At 42.0% G+C, this 20,231-nt stretch carries 12 protein-coding genes; 7 read left to right on the top strand and 5 right to left on the bottom strand.

What is annotated here, in order from left to right:
• Positions 1-35 precede the first annotated feature (35 nt).
• From BP621_RS12610 to BP621_RS12590, 5 genes are read right to left on the bottom strand one after another with little or no spacing between them, the layout of a single operon-like run.
• Entirely contained in the window at positions 36-1,703 is a 1,668-nt protein-coding gene (locus BP621_RS12610) for a hypothetical protein (RefSeq protein WP_292390483.1), read from the bottom strand.
• Positions 1,630-5,547, bottom strand: coding sequence for a cobaltochelatase subunit CobN (cobN, locus tag BP621_RS12605; protein ID WP_292390481.1), 3,918 nt, complete (start codon positions 5,545-5,547; stop codon positions 1,630-1,632). Before cobN ends, BP621_RS12610 begins: the two co-directional genes overlap by 74 nt.
• 10 nt (positions 5,548-5,557) lie before the next feature.
• On the bottom strand, positions 5,558-7,273 hold the full coding sequence (locus BP621_RS12600; protein ID WP_292390480.1) for a PQQ-binding-like beta-propeller repeat protein: 1,716 nt from the start codon (positions 7,271-7,273) through the stop codon (positions 5,558-5,560).
• 4 nt (positions 7,274-7,277) lie between these two features.
• Positions 7,278-8,828 carry a WD40 repeat domain-containing protein gene (locus BP621_RS12595; RefSeq protein WP_292390478.1) on the bottom strand — a complete coding sequence of 517 codons (1,551 nt, stop codon included), beginning with the start codon at positions 8,826-8,828 and terminating at the stop codon, positions 7,278-7,280.
• A 26-nt stretch (positions 8,829-8,854) separates the two neighbouring features.
• Complete coding sequence (locus BP621_RS12590; RefSeq protein WP_292390477.1) at positions 8,855-9,439, bottom strand: hypothetical protein; 585 nt, start codon at positions 9,437-9,439, stop codon at positions 8,855-8,857.
• A gap of 510 nt (positions 9,440-9,949) precedes the next feature.
• On the opposite strand from BP621_RS12590, the gene BP621_RS12585 reads away from it, so the two are divergent.
• From BP621_RS12585 to BP621_RS12555, 7 genes are all read left to right on the top strand, one after another.
• A complete protein-coding gene (locus BP621_RS12585; protein WP_292390476.1) occupies positions 9,950-11,710 on the top strand; it encodes an S-layer protein domain-containing protein in 1,761 nt (586 codons plus the stop codon).
• A 21-nt stretch (positions 11,711-11,731) separates the two neighbouring features.
• Entirely contained in the window at positions 11,732-13,786 is a 2,055-nt protein-coding gene (locus BP621_RS12580; protein WP_292390475.1) for a putative cobaltochelatase, read from the top strand.
• A 133-nt stretch (positions 13,787-13,919) separates the two neighbouring features.
• The gene (locus BP621_RS12575; protein WP_292390474.1) at positions 13,920-16,718 is read left to right on the top strand and encodes a DNA-directed DNA polymerase; all 2,799 of its coding nucleotides are present in this window, start codon (positions 13,920-13,922) and stop codon (positions 16,716-16,718) included.
• Between the two features lie 354 nt (positions 16,719-17,072).
• Positions 17,073-17,975: a PstS family phosphate ABC transporter substrate-binding protein gene (locus BP621_RS12570; protein ID WP_292390473.1), complete on the top strand. Its 903-nt coding sequence runs from the start codon at positions 17,073-17,075 to the stop codon at positions 17,973-17,975.
• Between the two features lie 30 nt (positions 17,976-18,005).
• The gene (gene pstC / locus BP621_RS12565; protein WP_292390471.1) at positions 18,006-18,896 is read left to right on the top strand and encodes a phosphate ABC transporter permease subunit PstC; all 891 of its coding nucleotides are present in this window, start codon (positions 18,006-18,008) and stop codon (positions 18,894-18,896) included.
• Between the two features lie 2 nt (positions 18,897-18,898).
• On the top strand, positions 18,899-19,756 hold the full coding sequence (pstA, locus tag BP621_RS12560) for a phosphate ABC transporter permease PstA (RefSeq protein WP_292390470.1): 858 nt from the start codon (positions 18,899-18,901) through the stop codon (positions 19,754-19,756).
• Positions 19,757-19,810: 54 nt separating this feature from the next.
• On the top strand, positions 19,811-20,231 hold a 421-nt coding region (locus BP621_RS12555), incomplete at its 3' end, for a phosphate ABC transporter ATP-binding protein (protein ID WP_292390469.1).

The raw sequence follows: 20,231 nt of genomic DNA, 5'->3' as shown, positions 1-20,231 counted from the left end.
AGTTTTTCCAGTGGGAAGCTCGATCAAAGTTCGCGTCATTCTGCCACCTTTTTCAGTCTATTTCCAAGGCTTATTCCGAACCAGGTTCCTATGAAGGTATAGAGGAACCCATCGATCAGGATATTTGATGCTATGTACCAGTCGCTGTAGAAAAGTCTGTAGAGAACCATCCAGACACTGAAAGATACATAGCTACTGACCATGTCAGCAAACCCGCAAAGAATTCCCATTTTGAACTTGTTATGTGGAGCTGGATTTTTACTGGTTATACCTCCAGCATACAGCATAAGCTCCAGCATTATTGCGTTGACGGACAGCGTTATGAACGTTATAGGGGTGAAACTCCCTGTTATGAAACCTCCAAGCAGGAACCTGACCATCATGAAAAGGCTTATAACTCCGGGTTTTGGGATCAGGACTACAAGAGAGGCAATGAGCATGTAAAGTAAAATCTCATTGAAGAGCCCTGTGAACAGGAAACTGAATGGCCCGAAGATTGCATGGGATAATTCCCACAGGATGGTCATAGGCAGGTTTATCGCTGCAAAAGAAACAGTACCGAAAAGGGCAATCATCACAAGGTTGCGGGTTTTAAACCTGTCCATTATCTTCCTGGGTCTTGAGAGGAAAAAGCCCAGAGCAGTAAGTCCAAGTAAAGAAGCGATAAATGTAGTTATTATAGGCTCCCATTTTCTTGAGATTGCAGTAATTTTCTGATCTTTTGTTACTGCAACCCAGTCGCTACCTGTTAGTTTTACTTTAACCCTGAGAAGGTAGTCTCCTCCCATCGCATCCTGAGATATATACATGGGAAGGCTTATCAGCGAACTTGAGTCCGGAGAGAGGGTTAAGGTGGCATAACGCACAGTATCTGTGTTCATTCCCATAATATCGGGTTTAAATGCTTTTACAGGTTCACCGGTTTTTGTGTCAAGAATATCATATGTAACTATGACAGGAATTGTACTATTTCCGGTATTGGTAAGCTTTATTCCCATGAAGGTTGTAGTAAGGTCCTCGTTTTCGGTCTTTAGGTCTGTAACCTTCAGCAGCTTTTTGAGTGCAGGGGATGTTTCCTGGACAATCAAGGTATTGGACGGATGGCTTGGATCCCCATATCCGTCTTCATCTGACGGTATTATGAGCTGGGATACTGAGACTTCATTTGCGACTTCTTCTTTTGAAGCAACTTTAAGCTGGGTTGTACGCACAATAGTATGTTTTGTTCCTTCAACATCAACGACTGCTTTTGCAGTTATGTTATAAGTCCCACAGGGCGTGTCCGCAGGTATATAAAAGTCAAGAAGCCTGTACCAGTCATCATACTCGGTATGAAGTGAAAATGAATTAACTGAAGGCTCGCGAAGCACAAAACCTTTTGGTAAGTCAAGTTCCACTGTCACATTCATATTGCCGTCATAATAGCTTTCAAAGTAAAGATATGCAGAGAGCGTATTGTTCCCTACCGCAAGTCCATTTCCTTCTACCCCGTGGGGGACCTGAATCATGAATGTGGTCATATCTTCAGGTTTGAAGTCCTCCTGCTGAACCTGTGCAGCTGCAGGCTGTACAATTAGCACAAGTACAAGGAGGAAAAAACCTATATTTTTCATTCCGCTACCTTTTTTCTTATTTGAGGATTTTCCGGATTTCCTGCATTTTTGCGTTCCAGTCAGGGACATCTTCAAAACTAACAATGTCAACAGCCCCACCCTGAAATTCTCCTTCTCCTGCCAGCTCCTCCATCCAGCTTTCTATCTCTAGGTAGGAATTTTTCAGCTCTTCAAGAAGCTCGGGATCAGGGTTCCAGAGCCCTCTTGACTGCGCTTCAAGGAGTCGCCTGGACATTTCCTCTAGGGCATAGGGATTGTTTTCTTCAAAGAAATGGCGCATATCTTCATCAAGCACGAAGGTCTTTGTGATATCATCAAAAATCCAATCGTCCACTTCCTGGGTGGAAGCTTCCCAGCCATAGACCCTTCCTACTCTTTTCGAAATGTCCTGTGCGCCTTTATATCCATGCTGTTTCATGCCTTCAATCCATTTCGGATTTAAGAGCCTGGCTCTTACAACCCTTCGAAGTTCGTCAGCCATGTCCCGGACTTCGACATGCTGAGGCTCTCTCGTGTCTCCAAAATAGACCTTTACATCTCTTCCGGAAGCCTGCTTGGCTGCAGCTGTAAATCCCCCATGGACCCCAAAGTAACAGCAGCATCCTAAAAGGTCGTACTCGTCACTTACTACTTTATTAAAGGTAGCATCAACAGTCTTAAGGCTTGAAGCAAGCTGAGTGTGGGCCTCCTTTCCGTTTACATCTTTTCCATACGCGTACCCGTTCCAGTAAAGGAAGATATCTGCCAGGTCTTTTTCATCTTTCCAGGCACTTGCATAAACTGCAAGCTGAACTCCGGCTGAATAAGTTCCAGGCCTGCTTGAAAATATCCTTAAAGTAGCATCCCTGGAATCCGCTCCGTCTTCAATCATCCGAAGACTGTGTTTTCTTAGGTAATTCATGTTTTCAGGTTCATTAAGAGATGCCACAGCTTGGATTGCTTCGTCTATGACCTCAAGGCAATTTGGAAAATTATCCCTCAGGATTCCTGAGACTCTTATAGTAACATCTATTCTGGGCCTGCCCAATTCTTCAAGGGGAATCACAGAGAATCCTTTCAGTTGCCCATTGCTTAGCCAGATTGGTTCAACTCCAAGCAAGCTCATAATCTGGGCCATTCCCTCACCATCAGCCCACATTACATCGTTTGCCATCCAGTAAAATGCCACATTTTCAGGATAGCGGCTTTCATCTTCAATATGCTTATCAATCAGAACCTTTGAGAGCTGCTGTCCCACTTTCCAGGCAGCCTTTGTCGGGATCTTTTTTGGGTCAAGTGAATAGAAATTCCTGCCTGTTGGCAGCACATCATCTCTTCCATGCATGATAAGGCCTGAAGGGCCGGCAGGGATATATCCTCCATCAAATCCATGCAGAAGAGCTTCAATTTCCAGTGAATCATCTATTCTGGATTCAAGATCAAGAATCCTGTTGCAGATCGAAGCAGCATCCTGAAGAAATGCGAAATTTATGCTCAAATCTTTAATTTCTTGCCCTTCAAAACTTTTATCTTCAATTCCTTGCTCTTTAAAGTTCTTTTCTTTAATTTCCTGTTTCTCAAAACTTTTTTCATTAAAAATTTCTTTGATTATCCATGCTGGCTCTTTTTCAGGGTTATTTATAAATGTCCTTATAAAGTCTTTAGAAAGAGAATCAATTTCTTCAAGCCTCTGTCCGTTTGATTTTCCGTTTTCGGAAATTCGGCTCTGGTCAGAGATCAGTTCATCCAGATCAAGTTCCAGAAGTTCTGCAATCAACTTTCTAATCGAGACTTTGTCTCCCACACTTCCCTGGTCATCATACCTTAAAATCGAGTTTATGAATTCAACTTTTTTCTCGCCTTCTGGGATCTGTCCGAAGATGTGCATCCCATTGTTGATCTGGCTGTTCCTTATTTTTCCAAGTGCCTCGTGAGCTTTTCTTATTATTTCTTCAAAAGGAGTCTGGTGATCTGCTTTTATCTCGAAATCCAGATTCGATTTCTTGATCTCGTCAAGGATCAGGTGCTTCAGGGCATGTTCCCGTCCCTTGTCGTGTTTCACCTGTTCGTATTCCCCAAGCAGCCTGTCAAGTTCGGCCAGGTTTTCATAAAGCCCTCCTGAGGCCATGACAGTCTGCATATGGTCTATCAGGCAGGCAAGGCTTCGGCGTTTGGCAATTGTGCCTTCAGGGGGATTGTCAGAATTATAAATATACAGATGGGGAATTGTCCCTATATTTATGTCAGGATAGCAGTCTCCTGAAAGCCCAACTCCTTTTCCAGGCAGGAACTCAAGGTTCCCGTGGGTTCCCACATGTACGAGCACATCGGCTCCAAAAGTGTTTTCAAGATACCTGTAGGTCGCAAGGTACTGGTGGGTTGGTGGAACCTCCGGGTCGTGCAGGATCTTGCAAACTTTTCCATCACATCTGGCACCTGCACATCCTCGCTTTGGCTGCACGCAGACCACAGCGTTTCCATATTGCATTCCTGTCACAACGATTTTATTATCATATACCATGGCAGCAGGAATGCCGTCTACTTCTTCTCCAGGAGGATTTCCCCAGCTCTCAATCACTCTTTGCCTTACTTTTGGGCTCAAGGTGTTGAAAAATTTCTCGTATTCTTCTTTTTCCACAAAAGCCAGGGCTCCGCCGTTTTTCACTATCTCATTAATGGGAGTCCATCTGAACTCGGAAATTGCTTTTCTCTTGAGGATGGTTTCAATAAGGTCTTTTCCGTTTTCAGGAGAAGTGACGGCATAACCCGCTTCTTGCATTCGGTTCAGTATTCTTGCCACGCTTTCAAGAGAATTAAGATTTGCAGCATCTCCTACCGAACCTTCAACACCTGTGCAGGGCCTGTTGTGCAGGATAAAGGCAACTTTTCTCTGATTAACTGGTTTTTTCCTGAGTTCAGTCCATTTTAAAATTCTGGATGCAAGTTTTGAGCAGCGGTCTTCGATAGGAAAACGCCCCATGTAATTCCCTTCTTTTTTGCCTGCTCCTATTATAATGGGTTCAATTCCGCCCTCAAATTCGGGGAGAGCCACACTCCATCCTATCTCAGTGCTTAATCCCATTGATTCCTGCCATTCTTCAACGGTCATATAATGTGAAATTACAGGCTGGAAAACAGGAACATCAAGTTTTCTTAGTATCTCTATGCCTTTCGCTGCACACGATACATTTCTCTCTTCGGTTTTACTGCTTGCAATAAAGAAAGGAGAAAGTTTTACAAGGCAATCTATAATGGATCTGCCGTTTTCTATAAAATAGTCCTCTATGACCTCATTCATACCCCTGCTTCCAAGTTCCTCGTCTTTCAAGGAATATGCAAAAACAGGGACAACCGATAGGCCGAGATTTTCTAACTTTTCTATCAGTTTTTTCTCTATCTCAAGTTCATTGTTTACCCAGGAAGTCCTGGAGATAAGCAACCCCATGGTTTTATCTTTCAAAGGCCCATACCAGTTAAGGTACTCTTTAAAACTTGAGAATATCTTTTCTGCATTCGGGTGATATAACCCATCCCATGGTATCTTTTCCGGGGGTTTTGCTTCAATCTCATATCCCAAAACTTCTTTTAAGAGATAACGCAGCATATTGCCAAAGTTTTCCTGTCCTCCATAGATGATATAAGAAAAGCATGTAGCTGCAATCTCAAGTTTCACCGAAGAGAGGGTAAGTGAGGAAGGATCACTCCCTACACAGATTACAGGTACCCTCGTTTTTAATGGTTCAAGCTTTTCATAGAACTCTTCCCAGAAAGGGTTTGATATATAGTATAGAAAGACGGCATCCGCATTTTCACATGCAGAAAGCACCTTCTCAGCTTCTTCCGGATTATCTTCCAGAATCTTTGAATAATGAGCTTCAAGCTCTATGCCAAGCTCGTCGGCTGCTTTGAGGAGAGTGGGAATGTAGGAATTCCACGTTACTGAAACAATTTTCATGTTTTTCTCCTCATGTAAGAACATGCACTTTATACTCGCCCAGCACTGTGCCGTCATCAAGTCTTGCAGGAGCTTCTAAGGCTGCGATATACTTACCATCCGGGGAGATATCAGCAGCTACTGTAATCCCTTTAGTATTATAAATTTGGACAAGTTTGGAGTTTGAACCTCCGCTTTTTGATACGTCAAAGACATACACTCCGTGGACATTTCTATCCTCGGTTACCAGGTTCTGGGCTATAGGAACAACGAGATACCTGTCATTTAGTGCACATTCCCCTGCATAGCCATCCACTCTCCATTTCCACAGCAGGTTGCCGTCAGAATCATAGGCAAAGAGGCTGTTTCCATTGGGATGTTCTATAGGAACATCGTTGTTTTTGTCTTTGGAGAAAGTGCTCCCTATTGAGAAAATCAGGGTATTGTTGACAATATAGGCGTAATTTGCACTGCCATAAATAGGGACCCCGCTTACTACAATCGGGGTTGAAATGTTTTCTTGCCATTCTATTTTCGGGGTACCGGTTTCCATGATCCTGGAATTATTAAATAAAAAGGCTCGCCCATCACTGGTCATTGTTATTATATCTTTACCATCAGGAGTAATCTGGGTACTGTACCATATTGCAGTATAGTCAAAAAATGGTTCAAGGGGCGGGATTGAATAGTTCCAATCTTCTTTTCCAGTATTTCCATCCAGAGCATGTACAGTTCCTTCTTTCCATTTATCGGCGTTTGTAAAACTGTTGGTACCGAAAACAGAGTATTTTCCGTCAGGGGTTGTATCAATCCAGGTAACTCCTGAATCCATTAGTTCGGATTCTGGGAATTTCCAGCGCATCTTGCCTTCAGGGTCAAAGGAATAAACCATTGCCAGATACTTGTATTTCTCTCCTATGTAGCCACAAGCTCTACTGGCAGCAACATAGATGTTCCCTTTTGAATCCAGTTTTATTTTTTTCATGGCTGGCATGTGGTCAAGATCTGAACCCAGATCCTGCCCTGCTCCAAATTTCCAGATATCATTGCCATTTAAATCAAAACAGTGAATAAAAGCATCAGGACTATCTTCTCCTACAATCAGGTGTTTTCCATCCTCTGAAAACTCTATATCTGAAATTCTTGCATCAGCTATGCCTTTAACAAGCTGTTTTTCCCAAACCTTTTCACCTGTTGCAAGCTCTATAAGTTTCAGAGCACCTCCTTGAGTTCCGATGGCAAGATACTTGCTGTCAGGAGAGAATTTTATCATGCCTTCTACATTTTCTGTAGTTTTACCTATCGACCCGGGAGTTACATCCTCAAGTTTTATAGAGTACTCCTCTTTCAAAGCAGGTTTTTCAGGGGCATACACTTTCAGAGAACTGGTTTTTCCGTCGCTTGTTATCACTTCAAACTGGTATTGAACTTCGGGTTTCCAGTCAAAAGCTGTAAATACCTGTTTCTCCGTTTTTTCAATATTTATTGACTTTGTTGAGTTATTGGCAGAAAAAATTTTTACCTGTGAAATATTTTCTTCATTTTCTAAAGTAATCAGAGCTCCAGTCCTTGAAAATACCACTGAATCTATGGGTACCCCGGCCTCAGAACTACTTGTTTCCTGTGTACTCTGTGTGCCTTCCAAACCTTGGGCAATTTTACTATTTCCTGATTCCTGGTTTTTTTCAGTGCATCCGGCAGTAATCAAAGTTAGAATAAGCAGGAATATCAAAATTTTCCATTTCATTCTCTCACCTGACAATTATTAACCTGTGTTTTCCAATTACATCCCAATTTTCAAGTTTTAGAGGGGCTTCAACTGCAGCAACTGTGCAGTTTGAAGAAATCGCAGCATCTACAACAACGCCTTCGGTATTATATCTCCAGATTAACCTTGAATTTCCATTTCCGGGTTTTCGGTTATCAAAAACATGAATTCCATGAACCTGAGTGTTGCCTGAAGACGAATCTTTTCCTACTGGCAGGACAAAGAATCTGGTGTCTGGAGAAAAGAAAATCCCTGCACAACGTCCTCCAAGGGAATAAGTCCAGGAAGTGTTTCCTTTCTCAACATCGCTTGATACCAGCGTATTCTCAAGGGGATGTGCCATCGATATGTTGTCGGGATAATACGCAGGAAATGTGGCTCCTGTAAGGTAAAGTGTCTCATTTTTACTGGAAATTTTAGCTTCTTCCCCATAGGCATAGATGTAACTTCCCTCGACCTCCTCTGGAACTGTTACATTGGATTGCCAATCATAGGTGTCCCGTGATGCTCTCCCGTCTCCAGGAGTTTTCATGTCCCATGCTGTCCTTCCGTCTCCGGGTTTCATCATCTCGGAATCATAAAACAGGTATTTTCTTCCATCCGCTGTATAGGCAGTTACCATGGACCCATCATCTGAAATATCAAGCCCATGCCAGATGGCTGCAGAAACAAAATAAGGTTTTAGAGGTGGAATATCGTATTTCCAGCGGAGATTTCCACTGTTATCCACGGAATAGACGACTGCATCCATTTCAAGGGAATTTGTCCAGTCTCCGGTTGAATAAACTACTTTTTTTCCATCCAGGCTCGAGTCGATCCAGTTTACACTGCTGGCATAGTTTTCTGTTTCAGGCAGTTTCCAGGAAAGAGTGCCATTCGGACTAAATCTGTATACTCTTGAAGCCAGTCCATATCCTGAATCCTGCCAGTATCTGCCTGCTGCAATATATACAGCATTATCAGTAGCAGTTATTTTGTATGTGCAGGGCTGATACTTTGGGTTCGTACTGGTTCCCAGGTCATCGGCGCTTCTATAGCTGTGAATTTCAGCTCCTGTGCCAGCATCCAGTGAATAAATATATCCATCAGTACTCCTTTCCCCTGCGAGCAGATACTTTCCGTCTTTCGAGAACGAAATGTCTGAGATATTTCCTCTTAAGGCATTTTCCCATAGCAGTTTTTTGCCTGACACATCAATAACTGTCAGGTTTTTCCCTGTCCCAACAGCTACATACTTCCCGTCCTCGGAGTACGCCACACAGTCCTGGACATTCGATCTTCCTTCACTGAGATTTTCAGGGTTTATATTTCCAAGTTCATACTCCCAGTAAAGGTAAGGAGAAGATTTTTCAGAAGAGGGTAGATTTTCTTGACTCAGCTGGCTGCTTTTCTGACTGCTTTCACTTTTTAAGATTTCTTCACTACTATTATTTCCCTTTTCATCGGAGGCTATAATATGTGAAGATGTACATCCAGAACAGATTAGAAATATTAATGAAACTATAATTATCAGCACAACATTACCCTTTTTCATTTTCAGACTCCTTTGATTACTTTTTATCATTGTCCGTATATCTTCAGGTCTGAGATACTCAGAATATTCTGATGTTGCGTACTGTTGTCCCCAAAACCTGCACTCACTTTTTCAATCTTTATATTCTCAGCAGACCCGCAGTATTTTTCATAATCTTCAACGAGATTTCTTTCAACTGTATCTATTGGAATTCCTGAGATTATAATCGATGGTGAAAAGCGTCTTCGGTTTTCCTGATCCCGATAATATTCACCTTCGGATTGTGGATTCATGCTTCCTGATGCAACATAGTAAATGGATTTGTGATCACTGAATGTCACTTTTAACCAGAGACTGAATTTATCCAGGTCCTGTCCGTTCCAGTTCCAGGAAATTTTTCCTGGAGATACGCTCACATTTTTACTCCAGACACCTCCCCCGGTCTGTGCTAAATTTGTTGTCTCAAGATACAGTGCCCCATCTTTGCATCTTAGAAACTCTCCTTCAAAACTACAATTCTTGAAGTCTTCCTGATACACAGTTTTTTTCTCTGGCACGGTTTGAAAATAAATTATCAAGCCTGCAAGGCTCAGGACTATAAATCCAAATATTATAGTCTTTCTGGAAATCATAATTGACCCATATAAGAAGTAATTAATAAATATTTCGAAAATATTCTCAATTCCTCTCATATAGTAATAATAAAATAAAAATTATGGCTACGATCTCAAAGCAATTACCTATTAAATGCTAATTATTCTCCTTCTATTTTTCAATTTTTAGTTATCCAGAATTAGCTAATTTTGATGTACTTGTATTTAATTAAAATACGACTTATACGAAATGTATTACTTTTATCGCTTTTTTTGTAAACCTATAATCATGAATCAAGATGCATAAATGATTGCAGTAGTCACTTTAACATTAACAGATTCTTTATCCGACCGTGCACGAATTTTGATGTGCTTTCCAATACTTCAATATCAATCGAGCAAATTAACAATTTATTTTGGCTTTGTATTATAGAGAATAAATCTCATTTGATTTCTATCTCTTTATATCTCAAGGCTTTTTTAATATCAATAATCATTTTCTTCCAAAAAACGAAATTGATATATATTGCTACGATATTTTCCATATTTATGACTTATAATGACGAGAAAACCAAAATTTCTACTAATTTTTATATTATTTTATTTATCTTAGCGGTTTTAATTGCTATTACTCCTGTGGAATGTGCTATTGAACAACGAGGCCCTCTGGTAAGTATTTCAGCAGGACAACATACAATTCTCAATGGGGAAAATTGCCCTGGATTTTATTATTCAACTACTTCTGGTACATACTATGAGTCGTTGGAACTTAATTTCTCAGAAGATGAGCTTATTGAGACGGGAAATGCAACGTATACTTCAAGAATAACTTATGGTTCGACTGCTTTTTTCGGAAAAAAATATAAGGTTTTTGACAACGGTTTGCTCAGCGAGAGCCTGATTAGCTATGGAAGTCGGGATCTTCAACAGGGAAATGATTATGATCTTGGGAATGGCTACAAACTGGTGCTTCAGGGGGTAAACAATGATTCTGCTCTCCTTGAACTCCAGAAAAACTCCATCCCAGTTACTTCGAAATCTCTTGAAGTAGGTTCAAAGTTCAATTTCAATACTACAATAAACGGCACTAAATGTACAATTCTGGAAGGAACTCTTGATCAGGTTCTTGATGGTAAGGATCCAATTGTGAGTCTTACAAGTGTAAATCAGTATTCGAGTAACCCTCTTAAGATTAATGTTGGGGATAAATATGGCAAGTTTGAGGTCACTAAAGTTACAGATAAAAAGATTGAATTGAAAAACAGAGTGCCTATCCAAATGCATCCTGGAGATTATATCACTATCCTCGATAATTTGATCGATTTCAGAGTGGCTGATAATGTCTACAGAGCATGTTCTTACAATATGACTAAAGACGTTATCAAGTCGTATCAGATAAAAGGCACATCCTTGACTGTAAACCGTTTTGATTCTACTCCGGATTCCTGTGTCTGGACAGCAGATTCCTTCGGCATGTTATTTTATGATCCAGAGAATAACATCAGCACAGAAAGGCTTGAACTTAATCTTGATGCCAAAAATGATTCGATTCCGAGAGGAGGCCTGATTTATGAATCTTCACCTGTCAAGATTCCATACAGGAATCCAGAGATGAAGGATTACGGGGAAAGTTGGTTTAATGGCGGATATTCTGTGCTTGGATGGGATGGTGAAAAATATGCGTATCTTGGGGATGATCAGGGAATTGTAAATATCCTTATGGATGATGACAATGACACACTTCTTCATTCTGGTGAAGAATGGGATCTTGGAGAAGGGTACACCCTGAAAGTAGATGGTATAGAGTCGGATGAAGTCTACCTGACTGTTTTGAGAAATAATATTGCTGTTTACTCAAGTGTAATTTCCCCAGGGAATTCTGCTGATCTAGGTAAACATACGCTTCTGTATAACAAAACCATAAAAGGTATTGAAGTCCCCCTCTTTTCCGTATATGTAGATAATGTTCTGGAAGGAGGCAACAGTTCCTGTGTAACTCTAAAATATCCTCTACACTTTTCTGAAAGCCCTCTTGAAATTAAGGCTGGGAATATGTTCGGGGCGCTTACTGTTGTTGAAACCTTTCCTAAAATCCGGCTCGAAAATAAAAATACTCTGAACTTTGGTTCTAACCTTGAGGTTACAAAAGAAATCCACCTTGGCTCTTTTGAAAAGACAACAGGAGGGAATCTTAATGTTACCTTTTTCCCCTTCATGAACAGGGTGGAAAATGTGAATTCTGTTCTTCCTACAGTTACTCAGCGGTCTATCCCAGTTATGAGTGTTGAAGAATACCTTCTCGGAAATTGAAAGATATACTGAGGTTAAATTATGAAAATCCATACTATTACTATTTACCCTTTTACTGCAATAGTCGGACAGGAGAAAATGAAGAAAGCCCTGATCCTGAATGCTATTAACCCAAAAGTAGGAGGGGTTCTGATCAGGGGTGAAAAAGGGACTGCCAAGTCAACAGCAGTCAGAGCTCTGGCCAATCTCTTGCCTGAAATCGAGGTAGTTGAAGGCTGTAAATTCCGCTGTAATCCTCATGATATGAGCGCAATGTGTGAAGAATGCCTGGAAAAGGTAAAAACTGGGACTCTTAAGAGCTCTTCTGTAAAAATGAAAGTTGTGGATCTGCCTGTAAGTGCCACCGAAGATCGGGTTGTAGGAACTCTTGATATCGAACATGCTATCAAGAAAGGGGTAAAACGCTTTGAACCCGGGGTACTTGCCCATGCTCACAGGGGTATCCTGTACGTGGATGAGATTAATCTTCTGGATGATCATCTTGTAGATGTGCTCCTTGACTCGGCAGCAATGGGAGTAAACACTGTAGAAAGAGAAGGAATTTCATTCTCCCATCCTGCGAATTTTGTGCTTGTAGGTACCATGAACCCTGAAGAAGGAGAACTTCGGCCCCAGTTACTTGACCGTTTCGGTTTATGTGTGGATATTAAAGGAATCATGGATGTAGCCAGAAGAGTGGAACTTATCAAATACAGGCTCAGTTATGAGACCGATCCTGAAGCTTTTGCAGCAAGCTGGCAGGCTGCAGAGGCCGAGCTTTGCGGGCAGATCCTTCTGGCGCAAAAATTACTTCCTGAAGTGAGGATCTCGGATAGCATGCTTGAATTGATTAGCCAGATTTGTGTTGATATGGGGGTCGATGGGCACAGGGCGGACATCACAATGATGAAAACCTCAATCACGCTTGCAGCTTTCAACGGCAGGACTGAGGTTCTTGAAGAGGATGTAAAAGAATCTGCAGAATTAGTTCTTCCTCACCGTATGCGCAGAAAACCGTTTGATAATCATTCTGATAAGCAGGATAAACTGAATGAGAGTATAGAGAAACAAAGGGAAAAAGAAAAGGAAAAAGAAAAAAAGAAACACGAACAGCAAAAAAAAGAGCATAATGAGCAGTCAGGAAAAGAACAGTTCCATCCCGAAGAGCAGAAATCAGATAACCCACAGGATAGCGTCGGGGAACAGCCGGATGCTTCCTCAGAAACTATTTTTACAACCGGAGAAAGTTACCAGATAAAGCAGTTGTCTCCTGATTTTCGCAGAAATAACCGAAATGGATCCGGTCGGCGCAGCAAAACTCTTTCCAGCTCCAAAAAAGGGAGATATATTAAGAGTAAAATTCCCGAGGAAAAAACCACGGATCTGGCTTTTGATGCCACACTAAGGGCAGCTGCACCTTACCAGCTTGTAAGGGAAAAAAACGGAAACTCCATAGTAATCCACGACTCGGATTTTCGAAATAAAATACGGGAGAAAAGGATAGGTAACCTTGTACTCTTTGTTGTGGATGCCAGTGGTTCTATGGGGGCCCAACAGCGGATGGTAGCCTCTAAAGGTGCAGTGCTTTCAATGTTGATGGATGCCTACCAGAAACGTGATAAAGTGGGGCTTATTGCTTTTAAGGGCTCAGAGGCAGAGCTGTTGCTGCCGCCAACATCCAGTGTGGAAATGGCACAAAAGTATCTGGAGGAATTGCCAACCGGAGGAAAGACTCCTCTTTCCCATGGGCTGATGAAAGGCTATGAAACCATACAGGCAGAACTCCGCCGCGATCCAGATACCTGTCCGTTTATGGTTTTAATCTCTGATGGGAGGGCAAATGTCAGTATGAATGGGGAACCTCCTATCCAGGAGACGAAAACAATAGCTTCCATGTTCCGAAAGGAATGCATACAATCTGCAGTTATTGATACGGAAAGCAGCATGATTAAGTTCGGGCTCGCTCAGGAAATTTCCAGTGCGCTTGGAGCCAGATATCTTGCACTTGAGGACCTGAAGGCAGATTCGATAATTGAAGCTGTTAGATCTTCAGCTCCTTTTGAATTTTCGGTTTCTTCAGGCAGTTTTTCAACTTGAAGTTCTTCCTTTCTGGGGTTTCAACTTGAAGTTCTTCTATTTCTCATCTCAAATTCTACGGGCTTTCTCGAAAATAGAATCCTGTTTTTCAAAAGTACAACAAAAGTTATATGTCTATCTAAAAACGTAAACCATGCCTATGGATTTCCAGATCTTGGATGCAGACTATGAAGTCATTAATGACAGCAGCCCCGTAATCCGCCTCTTTGGCAGGGGAGCGGACGGGAAGAGCGTTTGCTGTTTTGTTCCCGATTTTGAACCTTATTTTTATCTCAAGGCTTCTGGAGACCTTAATGCTGTAGCCAGGCTTATCGAAGATACTTTTTTGCAAGTTAAAAAAGTCGAGATTGTTGAAAAATTTGAGCCTATTGGGTATCAAAAAACAAAAATAAAGATGCTCAAGGTTACTACCCACCTGCCCAGAGAGGTGCCCGAGATCAGGGACGAGATTCTGAAGCTCCAAGAAGTACTGAAGGCTGAAGGCAAATGGGAGGTCTATGAGACTGATATTCTCTTCAGAAACCGTTTTTTAATTGACAGAGATCTTGGAGGTATGGTCTGGGTATCTACAGAAGGAGAAGCTGTTGACCCTGCAAGATATATCCGGGCAAATGGCTCAGGTACTTCTCACTGTGAAAAGTTTGCATGTGACGCTTCAATCCTTACGTCCGGATTAAATAAAGTTGAAAATCTTACCCTCGCCCCCCTGAAGTATCTAGCTTTTGATATAGAGTGCCTACCTTTTGATGGAGGAATGCCCTCTCCCGACGTTTCCCCTATAATCATGATCAGCTTTTCCTTCGAGCCGGAGTATAAAGGGCATAAAACCCTTGTGCTTCTGGCAAAACCTGCGGAAGGTCTAAATTCCGATGTTCTTTCCTTCAAGGACGAGACCGAGATGCTAAACCGCTTTTTCGAGATCTTCTGCGAGTACGACCCTGATATTGTAGTGGGATATAATCACCAGGATTTTGATATCCCTTACATAACGGACAGAGTCAAAACTCTGGTTGCGAAAGGGGAAGTAATAAATCCTGTTGTCGGTCGGGACGGCAGTAAAATAGGTTACAGAAAATTCGGGCTAATTACCCGCACCGAAATGAAAGGCCGAGTGGTTGTGGATGCGCTTCCTCTAGTAAGAAGGGCTTTCAGTCTGAAGCAGTACACTCTGCGCGCTGTTTCAAAGGAACTTCTGAGCCGAGAAAAACTGGATGTGCCCCCTCTTGAAATGGAAGAATACTGGCTTGATAAAGGGGAAAAATTCAAAAAATTCGTCGATTACTCACGCAGGGATGCAGAGCTTGCCCTTGAACTTATCCTTAACTTAAGACTCCTTGACAAATATATCGCTCTTGCCCAGGTAAGCGGAAGCCTGCTTCAGGAAACCGTTGACGGAGGTCAGACTTCGATGGTTGAAACACTTCTTCTCCGGGAGTTCGGGCTCCGCGATCGAGTCCTCCTTCCAAAACCTGATGACGGAGTTTCGGCCGAAAGATATGAAATGAGTTCTGATCTCAAAGGTGGGGAAGTCCTGGAACCTCATAAGGGCTTGCTGGAAAATGTGCTTATTCTTGACTACAAGTCCCTCTACCCAACTATAATGATGGCACATAACCTATGCTATACTACAGTAGTTACAGGTGACAGGCCCGATGGGCGGACCATCAGACCTCCGTTCGGTGGAGAGTTTGTTCCTCCTGAGACTTACAAAGGAATCGTGCCTTCTATCCTCGAAGATTTGCTTAATAAGAGGACACAGACAAAGAAAAGGATGAGGGGAACCTCTAATGAAAATGAGTATAGGGTTCTTGATGCTACTCAACTCGCTCTGAAAATCCTGTTAAACAGCTTTTATGGGTACTCCGGATATGCCCGGGCAAGGCTTTACAGCCTGACGCTTGCAAATGCCGTAACCAGTTTTGGAAGAAGCAATATTCTGAACACGAGGGAAATTATCAACAGCACTATAGGGAAAATCATTCTCAGGGATAGAGCCGCTTTACTCGTAAATGAAGCCGGAGAACTCTCTCCCCAGGATAGGGTAGTTGAACTGTCGGTTGCCTATGGGGATACAGACAGTGTCTTTGTTCACTGTAAATCCAGAGGAGATCTATCTCTTGAAGATATTAGCCTTATAGGTAACAGGCTTGCGAGTATTGTTTCTGCGTCCTTGCCCGATCCAATGGAACTTGAATTCGAATCCATTGCGAAACGTGCTCTTCTTATCGCAAAAAAACGCTATGCTCTCTGGTTTTTTGAGCCCAGAAATTCAGGGTGGGAAGATAAAATTAAGGTCAAGGGTATGGAGACTGTTCGAAGGGATTGGTGCGAACTAACCTCGGTAACCCTCAACAGGGTGCTTGAGCTTGTGCTTATAAAAGGTGATGTTGATCAGGCTGTGGAGCATGTCCGTCAGATAGTTAGTAAGGTCAGGAACCTTGACCCGGCAAGAGATTCAGAGATTATCGAAAGTCTTGTTCTCACACGTACCCTTACACGGAAAATGGAGAGCTACAAGAACAAGCAGCCTCACCTTACAGTTGTGGAAAATCTGAAAAAACGGACTGGCGTCGTACCTTCTATAGGTACAAGAATACCTTTTGTAATTATTGCAGGAAAAGGGCTCTTTGTTGATCGGGCCGAAGATCCGGACTATGTCAGGGAACACAATATCCCGATAGATGTCGATTACTATATTAAGAAGCAGATACTCCCACCGGTGGAACGCATTCTTGAAGTTTTTGGGGTTAAGATGTCTTCACTTGACTTCGATTCCAGGCAGAAAGGATTATTTGATTTTGAAGCTAAGAAGCCTGAAGTAAAGATACAGGAAAAGCCCTCTTTAAAAAAGGAAAGTAAGGTAAAGGCTCAGGAACAGAATGTATTTAAGGAGAATGGGAATGCAGCTCAGAGTTCCCTGTTCGATTTCTGAGCCTGCCTTTTTTATTCTGAGTTTCTATATTCTTTTGAGTATTGGATTCTATTATGCACTAATAAATTTGCCTATATCTTATTTCTCTTCCATTTCTGGGGCCTTAACTTATTTTTCCCTGCCATTGAACTCTTATATTGATCTTCCTTAAAATGGTTTCCTCTCGCTTACTATATATTTTATATATAATATATATATCACACCATTCTATTTTATATTTCTACTCTATATATACCTCTCTATAATATATGAAGCGAATCTTTATATATTTCTCTCTTTTATTGTGGGTTATAATGGTAACAACTTGAATTGATCTAAATTATTGATTCATTACTTCTCAGTGGAGTACCCAAGATGGTAGACCGATTAAAAAAAGGTTATATAATCTTCACATTATTTGTGCTTGGACTTGTTTTCCTGGGAATTGGATGTACTGGAAGCGAAAACAGTAAAGACTCTTTCCCTGCGAAAAAAACATCTTCAGAAAATGCTGGAGCACAGGAAATTACTCTGAAAGGCTCAGATACGGTTTTGCCCCTTGCACAGGCTGAAGCTGAAGAATTCATGAAGGAAAATCCTAAAAAAAGTGTATCAGTAGCTGGAGGTGGATCTGGTGTGGGAATCACAGCGCTCATTGACGGTGAAGTAGACATTGCTACTGCATCCCGAGAGATAAAAGCTGAAGAAATAAAAGCTGCCAGAGCAAATGGAATCAATCCTGTAGAACATGCTATTGCTTATGATGGAATTTCGGTAATTGTAAATCCACAGAATCCTGTTTCTGAACTTACCTTTGATCAGTTACGCGGCATTTATAATGGGAGCATCAGCAACTGGAAAGAGGTTGGTGGTGAGGATAAGCCGATTGTAGCCATCTCTAGAGATAGTAGTTCTGGAACTTATGAATATTTTAAAGAAGAGGTTTTGCATGGGGATGAATTCCGTCCTGATGCGCTTACACAGCCAGCTACAGGAGGAATTATGGGTGAGGTTTCTCAAAATCCCAATGCAATTGGATACATCGGTGTTGCATATCTTGATGGAAGTGTAAAGGGCTTAAACCTTAATAGAGGGAATGGCTCTGTGGCTCCAAGTCCTGAGAACATTACCAGCGGTGCATACCCACTTTCAAGGCTTCTCTATTTCTACACGAATGGAGAACCTTCAGGCCTCACAAAAGAATTCATTGACTTTGTAATGAGTAAGAAAGGACAAAACCTGGTAAGTGAGGTGGGGTACTTCCCAATAAAAAAGTAAAGTTTGAAAAAAGATATCTCAGGAGCAGTTATGTTTATCAGAAATTATAAAGAAGAAGGAATCAAATATGTGCTTTTCTTTATAAGCACTCTTACGGTTGTAGTCCTTTTTCTCATATGTCTATTTCTATTCAGGGATAGTCTACTTCTTTTTAAAGAAATATCTCTTATGGATTTTCTCACAGGCAAATTCTGGTATCCAACATCTGTAAACAAGCAGTTCGGGCTACTGCCTTTGCTTTTGGGCTCCCTTCTTGTAACTGTCGGGGCGATTCTATTTTCAGTTCCTCTAGGAATCGCTTCTGCGGTATATATATCTGAGCTGGCACACCCTAAAGTTGCGGATCTTCTAAAACCCTTTATCGAGATTCTGGCAGGCATTCCTTCTGTTGTTTACGGGTTCTTTGGGCTTGTTGTGCTGGTTCCTCTTATACGGGAAACTCTCAATCTGCCTACGGGACAGACTGCCCTTACAGGCTCTATTATGCTGGGAATTATGGCACTTCCTACAATCATTACCATTTCAGAAGATGCGATAAGCTCGGTTCCCAGCACACTCAAGCAGGGTTCGCTTGCTCTTGGAGCTACAAGATGGCAGACTATATACAAGGTCATAATTCCTGCGGCTCTATCGGGAATCTCAGCGGCGGTAATGCTTGGGGTGGGAAGGGCTATAGGAGAAACAATGACCCTTATGATGGTCACTGGAAATGCTGGAATAATCCCTTCTTTTCCAGGAGGACTTCTTGATCCTGTGAGGACAATGACCGCCACAATAGCACTTGAAATGGGGGAAGTTCCTCAGGGAAGTGATCACTTCCATGCTCTCTTCGCTGTCGGGTCCGTACTTTTTATCATTACTTTCCTGATTAACCTGATTGCGGATTCAATTAAAAAGAAATATCGTTTCAAGGTGGATTGATCATGGGTTTGAGTTCGAAAACCAGTGAAAAAATCGCTTTTTCCCTGCTGACTCTTTCTACCTTAATAGTCGCAGGTTTCGTGTTAGTTATCTTGGGCTATATCATCTTAAACGGATACAGAGCAATTGATATCGAGTTCCTTACTCAAATGCCCAACCGGATGATGACTGGGGGAGGGATCTATCCGGCAATTGTAGGTACCATATACCTTATCATAGGCTCAATGATTGTGGCTGTTCCGATGGGAATTCTGGCTGCCATATACCTGAATGAGTATGCAGGAGAAACCCGCACTACCTGGTTAATCGAAATGGCAATCAACAACCTTGCAGGAACTCCTTCTGTAGTCTTCGGGCTTTTCGGGCTTGCACTATTTGTGAAATATTTTGGTTTTGGTTCTTCCTTGCTCTCGTCCTCTCTTACGCTTGCTCTTCTTATTCTTCCGGTAATTATCCGTTCTACTGAAGAAGCCTTGATAACGGTTCCTAAAGAATATCGGGAATCTTCCCTTGCACTTGGGGTCAGTAAATGGCAGACAATCAGGCATGTGGTGCTGCCAGCTGCCATACCAGGAATTGTTACAGGATCAGTGCTGAGTATAGGAAGGGTTGCAGGAGAAACTGCTCCTATCCTTTTCACAGGGGTTGCTTACTTTTTGCCAAGGATGCCTGATTCAATCTATTCCCAGTTTATGGCGCTTCCTTACCACCTTTTTGTGCTTGCAACGGCCGGAACAAATATTGAAAAAACCAGGCCTATTCAATATGGAACAGCTCTGGTCCTGTTGCTTATTGTGCTGGGTTTAAATCTTATAGCCGTTCTGATTCGTAGGCACTACAGGAACAAACTGAAAATTTGATTTTGAGTTTTATTAATAAGGTATCAGAATTTTATATGATAATGAGGTCCCTAAATGACTGAAGCTGTTCAAAACGCATCTCAACCCCAGATAGAAGTAGAAAACCTTAATCTGTGGTACGGGGAGAAGCAGGCGCTCAAGAGCGTCTCCATGCAGATCCCCAGAAACAGCGTAACTGCCCTTATAGGCCCTTCAGGCTGTGGCAAGTCCACTTTCATCCGCTGTTTAAACAGGATGAATGATCTGATAAAGAACTGCAGAGTTGAAGGTAAGGTTTCCATAGAAGGTAAGGATATCTACGGGTCAGATATTGATGTTGTTGACCTTCGAAAAAAAGTGGGCATGGTTTTCCAGAAACCCAACCCTTTTCCGATGTCGATTTATGATAATGTCGCGTACGGACCGCGTATACATGGCGCAAACAAGAAAAATCTTGACGGCATTGTCGAACAGGCCCTTCGTTCGGCTGCGATCT

The organism is Methanosarcina sp. UBA5 (assembly GCF_002505485.1).
Lineage (GTDB): Archaea > Halobacteriota > Methanosarcinia > Methanosarcinales > Methanosarcinaceae > Methanosarcina.
The sequence above is the reverse complement of the archived record's forward strand: the minus strand, read 5'-3'. Positions and strand labels throughout refer to the sequence as shown.